Source organism: Peteryoungia rhizophila, assembly GCF_004912145.1.
GTDB lineage: Bacteria > Pseudomonadota > Alphaproteobacteria > Rhizobiales > Rhizobiaceae > Allorhizobium > Allorhizobium rhizophilum.
In genome coordinates this window covers 309357-326735 of sequence record NZ_STGT01000002.1, presented here as the reverse complement: position 1 = coordinate 326735, position 17379 = coordinate 309357, and the positions used below count along the sequence as shown (strand labels likewise).

The 17379-nt window shown below is 62.2% G+C and carries 16 protein-coding genes; 5 read left to right on the top strand and 11 right to left on the bottom strand.

Annotated features, from left to right (window positions below; all coding sequences use genetic code 11):
- Positions 1-18: 18 nt before the first annotated feature.
- Positions 19-1443 carry a gamma-aminobutyraldehyde dehydrogenase gene (locus E9677_RS07520; protein ID WP_136557487.1) on the top strand — a complete coding sequence of 475 codons (1425 nt, stop codon included), beginning with the start codon at positions 19-21 and terminating at the stop codon, positions 1441-1443.
- 149 nt (positions 1444-1592) lie between these two features.
- The gene (locus E9677_RS07515; protein ID WP_136557486.1) at positions 1593-2030 is read left to right on the top strand and encodes an SH3 domain-containing protein; all 438 of its coding nucleotides are present in this window, start codon (positions 1593-1595) and stop codon (positions 2028-2030) included.
- 23 nt (positions 2031-2053) lie between these two features.
- Here the strand turns inward: E9677_RS07515 and E9677_RS07510 are convergent, their stop codons facing one another.
- From E9677_RS07510 to tal, 3 genes are all read right to left on the bottom strand, one after another.
- Complete coding sequence (locus E9677_RS07510) at positions 2054-5716, bottom strand: beta strand repeat-containing protein (protein ID WP_136557485.1); 3663 nt, start codon at positions 5714-5716, stop codon at positions 2054-2056.
- Between the two features lie 482 nt (positions 5717-6198).
- On the bottom strand, positions 6199-6591 hold the full coding sequence (locus E9677_RS07505) for a GFA family protein (protein ID WP_136557484.1): 393 nt from the start codon (positions 6589-6591) through the stop codon (positions 6199-6201).
- Between the two features lie 106 nt (positions 6592-6697).
- Positions 6698-7654: a transaldolase gene (tal, locus tag E9677_RS07500; RefSeq protein ID WP_136557483.1), complete on the bottom strand. Its 957-nt coding sequence runs from the start codon at positions 7652-7654 to the stop codon at positions 6698-6700.
- A 175-nt stretch (positions 7655-7829) separates the two neighbouring features.
- Here tal and E9677_RS07495 point away from each other — a divergent pair, with 175 nt between their 5' ends.
- Positions 7830-8810: a sugar-binding transcriptional regulator gene (locus tag E9677_RS07495; RefSeq protein ID WP_136557482.1), complete on the top strand. Its 981-nt coding sequence runs from the start codon at positions 7830-7832 to the stop codon at positions 8808-8810.
- Positions 8811-8950: 140 nt separating this feature from the next.
- On the opposite strand, the gene E9677_RS25510 is transcribed toward E9677_RS07495, so the two are convergent.
- The 4 genes from E9677_RS25510 to E9677_RS07475 form a co-directional block, all read right to left on the bottom strand.
- A complete protein-coding gene (locus E9677_RS25510; RefSeq protein WP_235882885.1) occupies positions 8951-9184 on the bottom strand; it encodes a hypothetical protein in 234 nt (77 codons plus the stop codon).
- Complete coding sequence (locus E9677_RS07485; RefSeq protein ID WP_136557481.1) at positions 9177-9476, bottom strand: type II toxin-antitoxin system ParD family antitoxin; 300 nt, start codon at positions 9474-9476, stop codon at positions 9177-9179. Before E9677_RS07485 ends, E9677_RS25510 begins: the two co-directional genes overlap by 8 nt.
- Positions 9477-9520: 44 nt before the next feature.
- Complete coding sequence (locus E9677_RS07480; protein WP_136557480.1) at positions 9521-10405, bottom strand: methylated-DNA--[protein]-cysteine S-methyltransferase; 885 nt, start codon at positions 10403-10405, stop codon at positions 9521-9523.
- Between the two features lie 80 nt (positions 10406-10485).
- The gene (locus tag E9677_RS07475) at positions 10486-10980 is read right to left on the bottom strand and encodes a DUF2244 domain-containing protein (protein WP_136557479.1); all 495 of its coding nucleotides are present in this window, start codon (positions 10978-10980) and stop codon (positions 10486-10488) included.
- Between the two features lie 25 nt (positions 10981-11005).
- Between E9677_RS07475 and nth the strand changes: the two genes are divergently transcribed.
- A complete protein-coding gene (gene nth / locus E9677_RS07470) occupies positions 11006-11785 on the top strand; it encodes an endonuclease III (RefSeq protein WP_136557478.1) in 780 nt (259 codons plus the stop codon).
- A gap of 3 nt (positions 11786-11788) precedes the next feature.
- Here nth and E9677_RS07465 read toward each other — a convergent pair whose 3' ends face one another.
- Together E9677_RS07465 and E9677_RS07460 are read right to left on the bottom strand one after the other, a co-directional pair.
- The gene (locus E9677_RS07465) at positions 11789-12502 is read right to left on the bottom strand and encodes a sulfate transporter family protein (protein WP_136557477.1); all 714 of its coding nucleotides are present in this window, start codon (positions 12500-12502) and stop codon (positions 11789-11791) included.
- A gap of 63 nt (positions 12503-12565) precedes the next feature.
- Positions 12566-13354, bottom strand: a complete 789-nt coding sequence (locus E9677_RS07460) for a carbon-nitrogen hydrolase family protein (protein ID WP_136557476.1) — start codon at positions 13352-13354, stop codon at positions 12566-12568.
- Positions 13355-13512: 158 nt separating this feature from the next.
- On the opposite strand from E9677_RS07460, the gene E9677_RS07455 reads away from it, so the two are divergent.
- Positions 13513-14001: a hypothetical protein gene (locus tag E9677_RS07455; RefSeq protein WP_136557475.1), complete on the top strand. Its 489-nt coding sequence runs from the start codon at positions 13513-13515 to the stop codon at positions 13999-14001.
- Between the two features lie 12 nt (positions 14002-14013).
- Here the strand turns inward: E9677_RS07455 and E9677_RS07450 are convergent, their stop codons facing one another.
- Together E9677_RS07450 and E9677_RS07445 are read right to left on the bottom strand one after the other, a co-directional pair.
- Complete coding sequence (locus E9677_RS07450) at positions 14014-15849, bottom strand: ABC transporter ATP-binding protein (protein ID WP_136557474.1); 1836 nt, start codon at positions 15847-15849, stop codon at positions 14014-14016.
- A gap of 45 nt (positions 15850-15894) precedes the next feature.
- A complete protein-coding gene (locus tag E9677_RS07445; RefSeq protein WP_136557473.1) occupies positions 15895-17058 on the bottom strand; it encodes a M20 aminoacylase family protein in 1164 nt (387 codons plus the stop codon).
- Positions 17059-17379: the final 321 nt, after the last annotated feature.

The window sequence follows — 17379 nt, the reverse complement described above, 5'->3', positions numbered from 1 at the left end:
GATAAAAGGGAGAACGACATGGACACCCAGATGCTGATCGGCGCCAAGTTCGAAGCCGGCACGGAGACGGACGAGAAGATCCTGAACCCCAAAACCGGCGAACTCATCGTCGATCTCCCGGAAGCCTCGCTCGCCCAGGTCGAGGCGGCCGTGGATGCTGCAGAAGGCGCCTTCGTATCCTGGTCGCAGACCACGCCCGGCCAGCGCGCCGGCTACCTGCTCGCCATTGCCGACGCGATCGAAAAGGACGCAGCCGCTTTCGCCGCACTCGAAAGCCTCAACTGCGGCAAGCCGATCAATGCCGTTCTGAACGATGAAATTCCGGCGATCGTTGACTGCTACCGTTTCTTCGCCGGTGCGATCCGCACGCTGCAGGCCCCAGTCTCGGGCGAATACCTGCCGGGCTTCACTTCGATGATCCGCCGCGATGCCGTCGGCGTCATCGGCTCGATTGCGCCGTGGAACTATCCGCTGATGATGATGGCCTGGAAGCTGGCGCCAGCACTTGCCGGCGGCAACACCATCGTCTTCAAGCCGTCGGAACAGACGCCGCTGACGGCGCTCAAGCTCGCCAAGGTCATGGCCGACATCCTGCCCGAGGGCGTGGTGAACGTGGTGCTCGGCCGCGGCGAAAGCGTCGGCAACGCGCTGATCAACAACCCGAAAATCCAGATGCTGTCGATCACCGGCGATATCGCCACCGGCAAGAAGATCATGACGGCAGCCGCCAAGACGGTGAAGCGCACCCATCTGGAGCTCGGCGGCAAGGCCCCGGTCATCGTCCACGATGACGCCGATATCGACGCCGTCGTCTCCGCCATCCGCACTTTCGGCTACTACAATGCCGGCCAGGACTGCACCGCCGCTTGCCGCATCTATGCGGCAGACAAGATTTACGACCGCTTCGTTGCCGATCTGGCCGCCGCCGTATCCACGATCAAGTTCAACCAGGCCGACGATGCCGAAAACGAGATCGGCCCGCTGATTTCCAAGCGCCAGCGTGACCGCGTTGAAAGCTTCGTTACGCGCGCTGCCGAACACAAGCATATGGAAGTGGTCGCCGGCGGCAAGCTCGGCTCCGACAAGGGCTTCTTCTACACCCCGACCGTCATCGCCGGCGCGACGCAAGACGACGAAATCGTCCGCCGCGAAGTCTTCGGGCCCGTGGTCTCCGTCACCCGCTTCACCGAAGCCGAACAGGCAGTCGCCTGGGCCAATGACAGCGACTATGGCCTTGCCTCCTCCGTCTGGACCAAGGACATTTCCCGCGCCATGCAGAGCGCCGCCAAGCTGCGTTACGGCTGCACCTGGATCAACACCCACTTCATGCTCTGCAACGAAATGCCCCATGGCGGCATGAAGCAGTCGGGCTATGGCAAGGACATGTCGATCTATGCGCTGGAAGACTACACGACCGTCCGCCACGTGATGATTGCACATTAAATTCCCAGGGGGGCCTGCGGGCGATAAGGGGAAGGGGTCACCTCGGTGGCCCCTTCCCTTTTGGCTGCTGGCATTTACCCTGACGCAGCAAAGCGGTGGCGGCATCACGCAGCCGCCGGTATGATGCGAAGCACTTCAGGGAGCCTCGCATGCACCACCGCGCTACCATGATCATCCTGACCGCCCTCGTCTGCATTGCAGGTACGAGCCCTGCGGCGCATGCTCAAGAGCCGAAGGTCATCCCCGCCCCTGACATCGATGACAGCACTCTGATGGACACCTATCTCTGGCATGTGCGCGGCCTGCCGCCTGGCCAGCGCCTTGCCGTCCATTCCGGCGCCGGGCCGAATTTCCGCGTCATCCACGCCCTCGACGAAGGTCAACCGATCGAGCGCCTCTCCTGCAAGGATAGCCGCGGCGGCTATTGGTGCCGTGTCGCCACCGTCGATCTTCCCCGCATCTCCGGCTGGGTCGACGGACGTTTCCTGCTCGAAGAAACTGGCTTCGCCCCGCCGGACGACCTGCGCAACCCGTCATTCGAGCCGGAGATTGTTATCGATCCCTTCATAAGGCCGAGAAGGCCCTGAGCGACCATCCGTGATCCGTCAGATCAAATGTCCCGATAAGCCGCGATAACTGCCGCGAGCTGGTTGTCGTTCATTGACTGGACCTGCGGGGTCGTCAATGCGAGGAGTTGGGCAGTGCTCAGATCATCGATGTCCTCGGACGACAGGCCGGCAATCGCTCCCGTAGCAATGGCGGCTATGTCTTCGGTGGAGAAGAGCTGCAGGTCTCCATTTTCGAGAGCACGGATCGCGGCCGAACCGAGGGCACCAACCTGGGCCGCAGTCAGAGCCTCGATCTGCGCCGTGGTCATGGCGACGAGCTGATCGGTAGACAGCGAACCGATTACCCGCGAGCTCAACTCTGCGATCCGAGCGGTATCCAGGGCGACGATGCTGTTGGTCGACAGGTTCCGGATCTGCGTAGACGTCAGAGCTGAAAACTGGCTGTTCGACAGGCTGGTGACCTGATCCGACCTCAGCGCTTGAATCTGAGCTGTCGTCAGCGCACTCACCTGCGCCGTGGTCAAGCCGGCAAGCTGAGCGCTGTCGAGGGCTGCGATGTTCGCCGTCGACAACCCGGCGATCGCGCGCGAACTGATTGCTGCGATGTCGCTCGGATCGAGCACGTCCAGGTCTTCCGTCGTGAGGCCGGCGACAGCTGAGCTCGAGAGCAAGCCCAGCAGGGCCGTCGTCAGAGACCCGATCTGCTCGGAGGACAATGCCCCGATCTGGGTGGAGTCGAGCCCAGCAAAGGCGCGGGTGTTGATCGCGGCCACCTGGCTTGTCGAGAGCGAGGCCAACGTATCCGTGGTGAGGGCACGCAACTGCGTACTGGACAGGGCGCCGATGGCCGCAGCCGTCAGGCCGCCGAACTGCGCACTGTTAAGGGCAGCAATCTGCGTCGTGGTCAGCGCCGCGGCCTGCCCGGACGCGAGCCCGGCCAGCTGGGTGGTATCGAGTGTAGCAAAGGAGGATGGGGCGATGGAGGCAATCGTCCGGGTGCTCAATACAGCGAGTTCCGACGATGTCAGCGTATCGAGCTGGGCAGTGACCAGCGGCGCGCTGCCAAGCGCTGCGAGTTGCGACGTTGAAAGGGCCGCAAATTCAGCGCTGCCGACAGCAGACCACAGAGTGCTGCCAAGGTCGGACAGGGCGCGCGTGCTCAAGGATTGCATCTGGCTGCTGGACAGAGAACCGAACTGCTCGGGCGTCAGCGACCGAAGCTGGGCGCTGGTAAGCCCGGCAACGGCCGCCGTGGAGAGGGCGTCGATCTGGCCGGTGCTCAGGACGTCGATTTGACCTGATGTCAGCGCAGCGACCTGCGCGGCGGTCAGGCTCGAAATCTGGTCGGAGCTGAGCGCCGCGATGCCGCTAGTCGAAAGCGTGCCGATGATACGAGAAGGCAGAGCGGCGATCTCGGTAGATGTCAGGGTCCCGACGGCGCCGACCGTCAGGGCGCGGATAGCAGCCGAACTTAGCGCGCCCAGTTGCACGGTCGTGAGGGCATCGAAGGTCGCCGTGCTCAGGGCAGACACCTGTTGTGACGTCAAAGCCGCGATGCCACGCGTGCTGATCGCCCTGATCTGCGACGTATCGAGCAATGCAAGTGCAGTGTTCGAAAGCGCCGCGATCTGGGCCGACGACAGCGTCGCGATCTGGCTCGTGGTCAAGGCATTCAGCTGATTGCTGTCGAGCGACCCGATAATGGCGGTCGAGAGAGCTGCGATCTGGGCCGAGGTCAGGGTAATCAGCTGGGTCGAGGTCAACGTGGAGAACGCGCCGGTCGTCAGACCAGCCAGCGCACGGGAGTTCAAGGCAGCAATGTCGGCAGAATCGAAGGTCGAGAAATCATCGGCCCCGAGTGCTGCCACAGAGGTCGAGGAGAGGGCTGCAATCTGGCCGCTCGACAGGCCGGCGATCTGCGCCGAGGTCATGGCCGCAATCTGCGCTGAAGTGAGTGCCGCAACGGCGCGCGTGTTCAAAGCGGCGATCAGCGTGGTGGACAGGTTGCCGATGACAGAAGTGGAGATGCCACGAATGGCAGCGGAGGTGAGTGCGGCGAACTCGTTCGTGGAGAAGGTCTCCAGGTCGCTGGCCGAGAGCGCCGCGACGTCGCTCGACGAGAGTGCTGCGATCTGGGCCGACGTCAGCGCCGCGATCTGGTCGCTGGTCATGGCATCGAGTTGGGCGCTGGTGAGCGCGCCAATGGCGCGGCTGTTCAGTGCTGCTATCTGCTCGGTCGAAAGAGTGGTGATGTTGACGTTTCCGAGAGCAACAATCTGGGCGGAACCGAGCGCGGAAATCTGAGCGGTGCTCAAACCGTCGATCTGACTGCTGTTGAGTGCCGCCACCTGGGCTGTCGTCAGGCTCGCAATCTGGCCGCTGGAGAGAGCCGTCAGCTGAGCCGAGAGCAGGCTTGCAAGCTGGACCGTGGACAGCGCCTGCAGCGCACGGGAATTCAGAGCCGCGAGTTCGGTCGAGGAAAAATTCGCGAGATCGTCGGTGCCGAGCCCGGCCACGCCTGCCGAGGATAGGGCGGCAAGCTGCGAGGTCGAGAGGGCCGCGATCTGCGCGCTGTCGAGCGCGGCAAGCTTGGCTGAACCGAGCATGGCGATCACGCGGGTAGACAGGCCGCCGATCTGCACGGTGCTGAGCGAGAGCAGCGTGTCGGAGTTGAGCGCGTTCACTTGAGCGCTCGAAAGACCGGAAAGCGGGGCGGGGGTCAGACCATCGACCTGATCCGAAGTGAGGGACGCGATCTGCGCCGTGGTCAAGGCGGCAATCTTGGCTGAGGTGAGGCTGGTGAGCTGCGCGGAACCGAGCGAGGCAAAGACGGCGACGGAAAGGCCGGCCAGGGCGCGCGTCGCGATGGCGGCGACGTCATCCGCAGTCAGCACATCGATATCATCAGAATCGAGGCCTCCGATCGCGGCGGAGGTGAGCGCAGCAAGCTGACCGGTCGTCAACACCTCGATCTGCTGCGTCGAGAGTGCCGCGACCTGTGTCGATGACAGGCCTGCGAACACACCGCTCTTCAGGGCGACGATCTGCTCGGTCCCGAAGGTGGCGAGCTTGTCGGTGGTGAGCGCCGAAATCTGGCGCGAGGTCAGACCCGAGACCTGCAGCGCGGAGAGACCGTCGATCTGACTGGTGGTCAGGCCGGCAATGACAACAGTGGACAGAGACGCAATCTGGGCCGTGGTCAGGCCGGAGAGCTGATTGCTTGTGAGAGTGGCAAAATTGGCGGGAGACAGACCGGACAGCGCGCGTGTGGACAGAGCGGAGAGCTCGGCGGAGGTCAGGGTCGCAATATCCTCCGTTCCGAGAGCGGCGAGCGCCACACTGGTCAGCGCGTTCAGCTGGGAGGTCGACAGCGCATTGAACTGTTCAGCTGAAAGCGCTGCAATCTGGCCAGAAGAAAGCGCACCGAGCTGACGGCTCTGAAGTCCGATGATCTTGGCACTGTCGATGACGGCGAGCTGATCGATGGTCAGGCCGCGAACCGCAGCGACGGAAACCGCGCGCAGCTGGCTGGATGAAAGATTATCGAAATCATCAGTTTGCAAGGCGGAAATTTGCTTCGACGACAATGCGGCGATCTGTGTCGAGCTGAGCGCATTGACATCTTCGCTGCTGAAAGCCGCGATCACCGACGTCGCCAGCGTCCGGATCTGGTTGATGCTCATCGAAGGAATAATCGTAGCCATGAACGCGCGCGCCCTAAAGAAATGTGGTTCAAAAAAGCATTGCGACGAAAGCCAGGACCAGCACCGCTCCACGACATCCGAGGGATGACATGACAGCCCGGCGTTTCCTGCCAGGCGCGCGCTTAAGAGCGGGCGAAAGCTGGCAGTCCGGCAGAGGACGCAATTTCAGTAGGTACATGGCTCCTTAGAGCCGGGCGTTGGATTGGGCATCATGCAGCAGAACGGTCTCTGCTTCCCCCGCCATCACAAATGATTCCGGTCGGGAAATCCCGCCGCTCGCCTCACTCAATCCGATTCGGAACATGAGACGCATCATTCATGCGATATGACGCAGAAATTAACCATTCGTCAATCATTAAGGCAGCCCTTCTTGTAGCCTAGGGTTGGCTTCGAGCTGCCATTGCTCGCAACTGATGCGGTGCGTCACGGCAATCAAACCGCAGAGCCAGCTAGCCATAACGAAAGACAGGAATACCACCGCGTCACTCTTCTCCTCGCCCCTCCCCGGGCCGGTCGCGCTCGTATCGCTGCTCCACCGCAAACTCCGGGAGCCAGGCTTCCCGGCGGATCGTCCAGAGCTCGTATGTCGGTTGAAACACATTGATATCGTCGAAGGCCCCGAGATGAAGCTCGACCTCGTCGCCGCTGCGATTGAAGACGCGGGAACCACAGGTGGTACAGAAGAAGCGACCGTCATACATCCGGGGCTCGCCGGTGATTAGCACCTGCGCGTCCCGATAGATCGCCGCCGCAAGGAAGAGTGCGCCGTGATACTTCCGGCAATCGAGGCAATGGCAGATGCCGACGCGGTCGGGATCGCCCTCCGCCTCGAACCGCACGCTGCCGCAGGCGCAACCGCCTGATAGGATCGCCATATCTGTCCTCCTCCCCCAATCGGCATCAGTCCGGCACCAACGAGAAATGGCCGCAGCTTTCGCCACGGCCATTTCCGAACTTTGAATTGGCGTTTTGGTTGCCTGATCAGGCGGCCAGTGCCTTGGAGATCTGGCCGCGCAGCGTGCCGAGATCCTTGGCAAAGCCGCGGATGCCTTCGGCAAGCTTTTCGGTCGCCATGGCATCCTCGTTCATCGCCCAGCGGAACGCCTTTTCGTCCAGCGAGACCAGCGGCTCGGCCTTCGCCTTTTCCGGCGACAGCGCGCGGGTGAGCATGCCCTCGGCCGCATTCAGTTCGTCGAGCAACTGCGGGCTGATCGTCAGTCGGTCGCAACCAGCCAGCGCTTCGATTTCGCCGGCGTTGCGGAACGAGGCGCCCATGACGATCGTGTTGATGCCGTTTGCCTTGTAATAATCGTAGATGGCGCGCACCGAGACGACGCCAGGATCGGTTTCGGATGTGTAGTCCTCACCGGTCGACTTCTTGTACCAGTCAAGAATGCGGCCGACGAAGGGCGAGATGAGAAACACCTTGGCTTCCGCGCAGGCGATTGCCTGGGCCTTGGAGAAGAGCAGCGTCAGATTGCAGTCGATGCCTTCCTTCTGCAGCACTTCGGCAGCACGAATGCCTTCCCAGGTGGAAGCGAGCTTGATCAGGATGCGATCCTTTTCAATGCCGCGCTCCTTGTAGCCGGCGATGATCTGGTGCGCTTTCTCGACGGAAGCCTTGGTATCGAAGGAAAGATCGGCATCCACTTCGGTCGAGACACGACCCGGAACGAGCTCGGCAAGCGCTGCACCGACGGAGATCGCCATGCGGTCGGCGATCGCGCCGATCACCGCTTCATCCTGACCGCCCTTGGCCTTGCCCCAGGTGATCGCTTCCTGGAAAGCGTCCTTGAAGGCATCCGTGCCGAGTGCCTTCAAGACGATCGACGGGTTGGTGGTGCAATCGACGGGCTTCAGGCGGCGGACGGCCTCGATGTCGCCGGTATCGGCGACCACGGTCGTCATGGAACGAAGCTGTTCGAGTTTCGAGGTCATCGGGTGATCCTTAAGGCTGCGCGAGAAGGGTTAACGACCGGCGGCAGACACCGATCTATTGATCGGACTATCGCCATCCGAAGGTGGCAAAGTCAAGACATATGTCCTTTGAATTTGACATAAGTATCATGACAACGGATAGTGGCGACTGGAAGTTCCCCATTCGAGAGAGATCTTGGCCAAGCTCCGACGCGACACGCATTCGACCTATACGGACGCAGCCGCGCTGCGTATCCGCGCCGCATGGCTCTATTACAACGAGGGCCTGACGCAAAAGGACGTGGCCGACCGTCTCGGCATAAGCCGCTCGACCGTCATCCGCATGCTGGAGGAGGCGCGCAAACGCGCTGAAGTGCAGATCTGGATCAGCGATGGCGTCGCCGACTGCGTCGACCTCGCGGTCAGGCTGGAAAAGGCCTATGGCTTGGACGAGGCCGTTGTCGTGCCCTCCCCCGACATGGCCGACGCAGCCTCGATCGCCAAGGCAGTCGGTCTGGCGCTGGGCCAGTTCCTCACCGAAGTCATCACCAACGACATGACCATCGGTGTCGGCTGGGGCCGCACCATGACCGCCTCGCTCGCCGGCTTCCGCCCGCCAAACCGTGAGAACTGCAAGGTCGTCTCGCTGCTTGGCGGCATCGTCGCCGTCCACCAGACCAACCCGATCGACTACACCTGGCGGCTGGCAAGCCAGCTCGGCGCGGAATGCTATATGTTCCTGGCACCACTGCTGGTCGATTCCGTCACGACAAAACGTGCGTTGATCGAAGACTGCGGGCTGAAGGCGATCTACGACCTCGCCGAAAACCTCGACCTCGCCATCGTGTCCTGTGGCGACATCGGACCGCATTCCACCTCGCTCTCGGAGGGCTTCATCAGCCACCAGACCTTGACCGAACTCGTGGAGGCCGGCTGCGTCTGCGACACCATGTTCAACTTCCTCGACGCCGAAGGGAACTCGGTCGCCCACCCGATCAACGAACGGGTGATGTCGGTTGATCTCGACACGCTGAAGAAGGCAAAGCACATCGTGCTGTCTTCGGGCGGCGCGCATCGTGCCAAGGCGATCCGCGCGACAATCCGGCGGATTGGCTGCAACACGCTGATCACCGACGAGGCGGCGGCGCGGGAGTTGCTGGGGCTGGCGACTGGGTAAGTCGTCTACTCGTCGCCGAAGCTGCGTGGCAGATGTCGCTCCACCTCCATCGCATCATGCAGGATGCGCCCCACACCGATCAATTCGGGCATGACATGCCGATAGAGGATGAAGTGTCGCGGCCGGCGAACTATTCCGGTTTAATGGCGCGCCCGATCGCGGCTGTTGCGCAGATGGTAGCTATGGACACCAAGTCCGAGCTCAGGCCGTGTCATGGCGCCATTTCGCCAGTTCGAGACGGCGAGATCGGAGAGAGCAGTGACAATCAGAAACTCATAGCGGAGTAGCGCGTCCCCGCCAAAGTCCGCATAGGTTCTGGTCAGAATATCGAGAATGTCGGCATCGGCTTCAGTCGAAAGCCGAACCTCAACCATCGTCCCTCACCTGCTTGTTCGCCTGTAAGATCGCCTCTCGACCGATCCTCGCGACATGGTCCGCCAACTTTTCGACCGGCACTTCGGTGAAACGGCCCTGGTCCAGATCTGCAAAGCCTCGATCCGCAGCTTGCCGCAAAGCCTCAACTTTGGCCGCTTCGCCGGCAGCCTTCTCCTCGACAAGCCGAAGTCCTTCGCGAAGCACATCATCAGCATGATTGAAGCGACCGGACTCGACCAGACTGTCGATCCGGCGGCTGATGTCGTCAGGGAGTTGAACCGTGTTGCGCATGGCTCATCCTCTCACAGAAGCAGCCATCAGAAAAGCGCCGCGCTTCACCCCTTCCCCGCCTCCCAGCCGAGCATCGCCCGCTTGCGCGTCAGCCCCCAGTGATAGCCCGTCAACGCACCGCTCTTGCCGAGCGCCCGGTGGCAAGGAACGACGAATGAGATCGGGTTGCGTCCGACGGCCGCCCCCACGGCACGGCTGGCGGTCGGCTGGCCGATCTTTTGGGCGATGTCGGAATAGGTGACGGCCTTGCCGAGCGGGATCTGGAGAAGGCTCTCCCAGACGCGGATCTGGAAGTCTGAGCCGATCAGTACGACGCGCAAGGGTTCCTCAGCCGACCAGCGCTCCGGATGGAAGACGCGCGCCGCATAGGGTGCCGTCGCCTCGACATCCTCGACGTAAAGCGCATTCGGCCAGCGTTGCGCCATGTCGTCGAAACAGGCGACCTCTCCGCCGGCATCGGCAAAGGCCAAGCCCGCAAGCCCTCGATCGGTGACCATGACCAGCGCCAGCCCGAAGGGCGACGGGTGGTAGCCGTAGCGGATCGTCAGCCCTGCCCCCCGCGCCTTCCATTCACCGGGGCTCATTGCCTCGTGGGTGACGAAGAGGTCGTGCAGCCGCCCCGGTCCAGAGAGGCCCAACTCCAGCGATGTTTCGAGCAGTGGCAGTTCCTCGCGGCCCAGCAGCCGCTTGGCATGGTCGAGCGTCACAGCCTGCAGAAAGGCCTTCGGCGACAAGCCCGCCCAGCGTGTAAACGTCTTCTGCAGCTGCGTCGGCGACTGGCCGAGCCGCTCGGCGATCAGCTCCAGGGATGGCTGGCTCTGATAGTCGAGCGTCAGCATCTCGATCACCTGCCGCACGGTCTCGTAGTCCGTGCCTTCGGGCGTGATGTCTGTGCTGCGGGAAAGGTCGATCTGTTGTGCGAGCGTCATGGTGAATTCCTCATATGGTGAGGACTTCACCACGGGAAAGCTTGCGATGCCACCCGTTTCTTGCGGGGCGACCCGAGAGGTCAGATGCGCTGCTTGGCCGTCGCCAGCGCACCCTTGAAGGCCTTGGCGAAGCTCTCGCGATCATCCGGGTTGAGGAAGGAGCCGACATCCGTCTGCCGCCCCTCGCCCGCGACCGCCATGGAGGTGATACCGAATTCCTCGTGCCGCTGGACGAAGAAGCGTGCCCAGAGCGTCCTGAACGTGTGCTCGGTCATCCGCCCCGCCGGCGTGAATTTGCGGATCGACAGGCTGGTACGCGACACGGTCACTTCTTCGCGGGCGCGTGCTGCCCGATAGTTCAGCCAGAAGGCGCCGTAGAGCAGCAGAAAGTCGAGGCCGAAGAACAACCCGATCGGCCAGGCACCAGTCGCCATGAAAAAGATCGCATGCACGAGACACACAGTCCCCGTTACAGCGAAGAGTATGCGATAGCCTTTAGGCCCCAGCGACCGGTAGGGCGTCAGTTCCGCTGCGAAAATCGGCCGATCCGCCGCCTGCTCGAGATTGCCTTCCATCACCGCGCCCGATTATAGGTTTTTCATGACTGATGCGAAGCCGAAATCCAGCACCCAAACTTTGAAAAAGTCAAATCCTGCGACCCGTCGCAAGCCAGCGGCACGCCGTCGCACGGCTTACTCACGGGCAGAACTGGACGAGATTTTCCGCCGCTTCTCGATCCAGAGGCCGGAGCCCAAGGGCGAGCTGGAACACGTCAACCCTTTCACGCTTGTCGTTGCCGTTGCACTCTCTGCCCAGGCAACGGACGCAGGCGTAAATAAGGCGACGCGAGCCCTCTTCAAGGTGGCAGATACGCCGGAAAAGATGCTTGAACTGGGTGAGGAAAAGGTCCGTGACTACATCAAGACGATCGGGCTTTATCGCAACAAGGCGAAGAACGTCATCGCGCTGTCCCAGAAGCTGGTCGACGACTTCGGCAGCGTCGTACCGCGCACCCGCGAGGAACTGGTAACGCTGCCGGGTGTGGGTCGCAAGACCGCCAATGTCGTCCTCTCCATGGCCTTCGGCATCCCCACCATGGCGGTCGATACGCATATCCTGAGGATCGGCAACCGCATCAAGCTCGCGCCGGGCAAGACGCCCGACGAGATCGAGGACATCCTGATGCGGATCATCCCCGAGCAATATCTCTTTCACGCCCACCACTGGCTGATCCTGCATGGGCGCTACTGTTGCAAGGCGCGGCGTCCCGAATGCGAGCGCTGCGTCATCGCCGATATCTGCAAGTCGCCGGAAAAGACGGTGGATGTGCCGGCACCGCTCGTCGAGCTGCCGCCGCAGGCGATCAGCGCCGTCGAATGACGCTCAACGGGCGATCGCCGCATCCCGCGCCGTCAGAGCCTTGTGCAGATGCACCATCAGGCCCGCGGCAAACAGCGGCGTCAGCAGGTTGAGGATCGGCACGGCGAGGAAGCCGGCAATCAACAGGCCGGCCATGAACACCGTGCCGGAATGCCGTGACCGGAGCAGTTTGGCTTCTTCCACGCTTCGGAAGCGCATCGCGGCGAACTCGAAGAATTCCCGGCCCAGCAGATAGCCGTTGACCAGGAAGAAGGCGAGAATGTTGATGCCCGGGATGAAGAGCAGCATCAGCGCGATCAGGTTGCCGACGACGACGATGCCGAAGAACTTGATCGAGGCGATGATCGCCTGGCCCGTCGGCATGGCCTTGCCCGGCGGATCGCTGGGATAGTCGCGTTTCTCGACGACTTCGGCGACGTCGTCGAGGAAGAGGCCCGCAATGATCGCGGTGACCGGCGAGAGAAGCAGCGCCAGCCCGAGTGCCAACCCGATGCTGGCGAGGATGCCGAAGATCAAGGTCAGCCAGCCTGCCCAATCCGGCAGATCCGGAATGAAACCCTGGAGCAGCGGCATGATGAAGGCGATGAAGCTCTCGCGCAGGCCAAACCAGAGACCGATCAGGACGAGGATGGTCAGGCCCAGCGTCTTCCAGAAGACGTTGCGGGTCTCCGGGGCGAACAGGTTGCGCAGGGACAACGCGGCAGCGTCGAAAATCATCGGGGTCTCCTTCATCTGTCGCTGTGATGTAGGAGACCCGAGCGCCCGCTGCAATGCGGAGCGTCAGCCCAGACGATAGAGGCCGGGCCGGCGATCGATCAGATAGGGGTTCTGCGCCTTCGCGTCGTCATAAGCCGTCGGGTCGATTTCCGCGACCAGCAATGTTTCCCGCATGCCGGCTCGCGCCAGTTCGTCACCATCGGGTCCGAGGATCACCGAGCGGCCGCCATAGGAGAGCCCGTTCTCCTCGCCGCAGAGATCGGCATAGACGAGGAAAACGCCATTCTCGAAGGCGCGTGTCGGCACAACCGTATCGGCGATCCGCCGGCTGATGATGCCTTCGGGCAGCGCCGTCGGCACCAGGATCAGTTCGGCACCAGCAAGTGCCAGCGTGCGGACGTTTTCGGGGAACTCCACATCGTAGCAGATCAGCATGCCGGTCTTGATGCCATTGAGATCGAAGACGTGCGGCGCCTCCGAGCCCGGCACGAAGGCCGCCCGCTCGCCATCGCCGTAGAGATGGCTCTTGCGATAGAATTCCGTGCTGCCGTCAGGCCGGATGAGCACAGACGAGTTGAACACCTGATTGCCGTCGCGCTCCGGGAAACCGGCGCAGATGGCAAGGCCGCAATCAGCGGCAATTTCCGTGAGCGCGCCGATTATCGACCCGTCACGGCCTTCCGCGACCTCCTCGAACTGGGCGCCGAGCGCATAACCACTCGTGCCGAGTTCCGGCGTGACGAGCAGTTCCGCCCCCATTTCCGCCGCCGCGATCGCCGCTTGCGCGATCTTGCCGATATTGCCCGGAACATCGCCGGAAAGCGGCTGCATTTGATAGAGCGAAATCAGCATGATGCACCTGTCTGCGTCGGAGGTTGAAGTCGAACGTTAGAACCGCAGGGCTAAAGGACGCAAGCGGCAACTCCAAGGCAGCCGAACAGCGGTTGCCTTTCGCGTCATCGACCTTATCTTGTCAGGATGAAACACTTAACCGAAGCCGACCCTTCGTAATGCCCTTTGTCATCACGGCCGCCGTCGCCTTGCTGCTGATCGAGCTCTTCCTCAGGCGCCGTCCCTGGGCGATTGCGCTCACCACTCTGGTTGCCATCGTCGCCACGGTCGTCTGGATCTTCAGCGCCGATCAATCTCGCCAGCAGCAGAATGCCGTCTCGGCCGTGACGGTAACTGTCGCGGCCGACGCGACGGTCTGCGTCGATCCCCAGCTGCCGGTCGCAGCGACCTTGACCAACGATTCGGGCCAGACGGTGAACCGCATGTCTTTCGACTTGATCGGGCGAGAACCTGGACAGTCGGGCATCGCCTATCGAGGCACGCTCCGTCACGACCGGGCGCTTGGTCCCGGTGAAACGATGACGCGGTGTTATGCCTTGCTCTATCACGGCTTCGCCCATCCCCGACCTCAGATCGTGGATGCGACGAAATACGAGTGGACGACACATGTCTCGCTGGTCGGCTTCGGCAACGCACCCGTCGAGTGATCGAGACCGACGCTATATCTGAACGAGATGCCCCTCGGCCACCTGCCGATACTCGCGCACCGGCGGCTGGAAACCCACTGGCCGGATCGGGCTCTTGATCTCGTCGGTCGAAAGATTGCGCTTCAGCTTCCGTCGCGCCGGATCCGGCACCGGCACCGCCGCCATCAGCTTCTTCGTGTAGGCATGCTGTGGATTGTCGAACACGGCCTGGCGCGGGCCGATCTCGACTATTTCACCGAGATACATCACAGCCACCCGGTGGCTGACCCGCTCGACGACGGCCATGTCGTGGCTGATGAACAGATAGGCGAGGTTGAAGCTCTGCTGCAGATCGAGCAGCAGATTGCAGACCTGCGCCTTGATCGAAACGTCGAGCGCCGACACGGCCTCGTCCGCCACGATGATCTTCGGATCTAGCATCAGGGAGCGGGCGATCGCGATACGCTGGCGCTGGCCGCCGGAAAACTCGTGCGGGTAACGCGGCATCATGTCGGCAGAGAGCCCGACGCGCTCCAGGAGATCCGCAGTCTTGTCCCGCGCCTGTGCTCTCGAACCCAGCTTGTGCTCGACATAGGGTTCCATGACGGCATGCCCGACGCTCATGCGTGGATCGAGGCTCGCAAAGGGATCCTGGAAGACCATCTGGATGCTGCGGCGCATCGTTCTGAGCGCCGCCTGGTCGAGCCGGCCGACATCATATCCGTCGACGGCGATGTGGCCGGAGGTCGGCTCGACGAGGCGCGTGATCGACCGGCCCGTCGTAGATTTTCCGCAACCGGATTCGCCCACCAGCGACAGGGTTTCGCCGGGCCTCAGATCGAAGGAGACATTCTCCACCGCATGAACGGCACCGCTCTTGCGACCCAGAATGCCCGAGCGGATGTCGAAGCGCGTCGTCAGGTTCTTCACCTCCAGCAGTGGACGGCTGCCATGTTCGGGCACCCCCGTCTCGGCTTCAGGGATCAAGGTGGCGCCGGTCTTGATGTCGATGACGGGAAAGCGCATCGGACGTTCGCGTCCGCCCATCGAGCCGAGCTTCGGCACGGCCGAGAGAAGCGCCCGCGTATACGGATGATGGCCGCGATTGAAGATGTCGTCGGTCGTGCCGGTTTCCACCGCTTCGCCGCGGAACATCACGATCGTCCGGTCGGAAACCTCGGCGACGACACCCATGTCATGGGTGATGAAGAGGACGGCCATGCCCTCCTCGTCCTGCAGCGTCTTGATGAGATCGAGGATCTGCCCCTGAATGGTGACGTCGAGCGCCGTCGTCGGCTCGTCGGCGATCAGGAGTTTGGGCCGGGAGGCGAGCGCCATGGCGATCATCACGCGCTGGCGCATCCCGCCGGAAAACTGATGCGGATATTCATCGAAGCGGTTCTTCGCGTTTGGAATACGCACGCGGTCGAGCAACCGCAGCACCTCTGCCTTGGCCTCGGCATTCGAGATGTCGCGGTGGCACGTGATCGCTTCCGCGATCTGTTTGCCGATAGGGAAGATCGGATTGAGCGAGGTCATGGGCTCCTGGAAGATCATCGAGATCTGGTTGCCGCGCACTTGGCGCATCTGCTCGCCGTCGAGCGTCAGAAGCTCGCGGCCCTCCAGCTTGACGCTGCCTTCGAGGCGGCTCGTCAGTTGCGGCAGAAGCCGCATAATGGACAGCGAGGTCACACTCTTGCCCGAGCCCGATTCGCCGACGATCGCGACTGTTTCGCCGGCCGCGATGTCGAGGTTCATGTTGCGCACCACCGACCGCCATTCGGTCCCGATCCGGAACGAGGTCGTCAGCCCCCGTACCGACAGGACCGGCTCTGCGCCCATATCTTTTCCCTGATCCACCGCAGCCATATCCCGTTCCCCTGTTTTCTTGTGTGTCGAGATCTGGTCGTCGGTTCAGGCGGCGAGCGCCGTTTCGGCGAGCGTCACCCAATAGCTGATGCCATAGGGGATGACCTCGTCGTTGAAGTCATAGGCCGAGTTGTGAAGGTTGGCCGTATTTCCATTGCCGATGAAGACGAAGGAGCCCGGACGTGCTTCGAGCATGTAGGAAAAGTCTTCCGCGCCCATGGCCGGCGGAAAGGTGTCGCTGACGGCATGGTTGCCCGCCACCTTGCGCATGATGTCGAGTGCGAACTCGGTTTCCGCTTCGTGATTCATAGTCACGGGATAACCGCGGTGATAGCGAAGCGTTGCCTTGGCGCCCATGGCCATGGCAACGCCTGTGGCGATCTCGCCGATGCGGGTCTCCGCCATGTCGCGCATCTCCGGCAGAAGCGTGCGCACGGTCCCGGACAGGGTGACGGCGTCAGGAATGACATTATAGGCATCGCCGCCATGGATCTTGGTGACGGTGATGACGACGGAACCCAGCGGATCGGTCTCGCGGGACGCGATCGACTGTAGCGCCACGACCACCTGGGCGGCGGCGAGCACGGGATCGACGCTCTTGTGTGGCTGGGCGGCATGGCCGCTGCGGCCCTCGATGACAATGTCGAACTGGTCGGCGGCAGCCATCACCGAACCCTTGCGGGTGGCAAATGTGCCGACCGCCATGCCCGGATGATTGTGCATGCCGTAGACTTCCTTGATGCCGAAGGTCTCCATCATGCCGTCGGCGACCATTTCGCGGGCACCGCCGCCGCCCTCTTCGGCCGGCTGGAAAATGACGGCGATCGAGCCCCGGAAATTGCGTGTCTCGGCCAGATACTTCGCCGCACCGAGCAGCATGGCGGTGTGACCGTCATGACCGCAGGCATGCATCTTGCCAGGCGTCTTGGAGGCCCAGGGCTTGCCCGACATTTCGAGGATCGGCAGGGCATCCATGTCGGCGCGAAAGCCGAAGACCGGGCCGTCGCCGCGATTGCCCTTGATGATCGCGACCACACCGGTGCGGCCGATGCCCGTCTTTACCACATCGCAGCCGAATTCCTGGAGTTTCTCCGCCACGAAGGCGGCCGTCCCATGCACATCGAACAGCAGTTCCGGGTTCTGATGCAGATGGCGGCGCCACTCAGCGACCTCTGGCTGAAGTTCGCTGGCGCGGTTGAGCACTGGCATGAATGACCTCTTTTTTTGTCGTTGTTCCCCGCAGGATTTCGCGCATACTGTGCAGCGATGCGCAGCTTTGGCAAGCCGCAAAATTCCATCTTGCATGGAAAATAGGCTTGTGTTTACATGGCCTAAATTTTAGCCAACCCGACAGAAGCATAGCTGTTCGGGAACGCTTGCCTCGACTCCTGAAATCGGCAATCAGAGACGAATTTTCCTGCAATACCAAAAAGATAGGTGATTGACATTTGACGAATGCGCTGGCCACATCGCGGGCCGGCAGATCGGTTCACCATCATGCCTGCAAACAAAAATAATGGGGAATGAGCA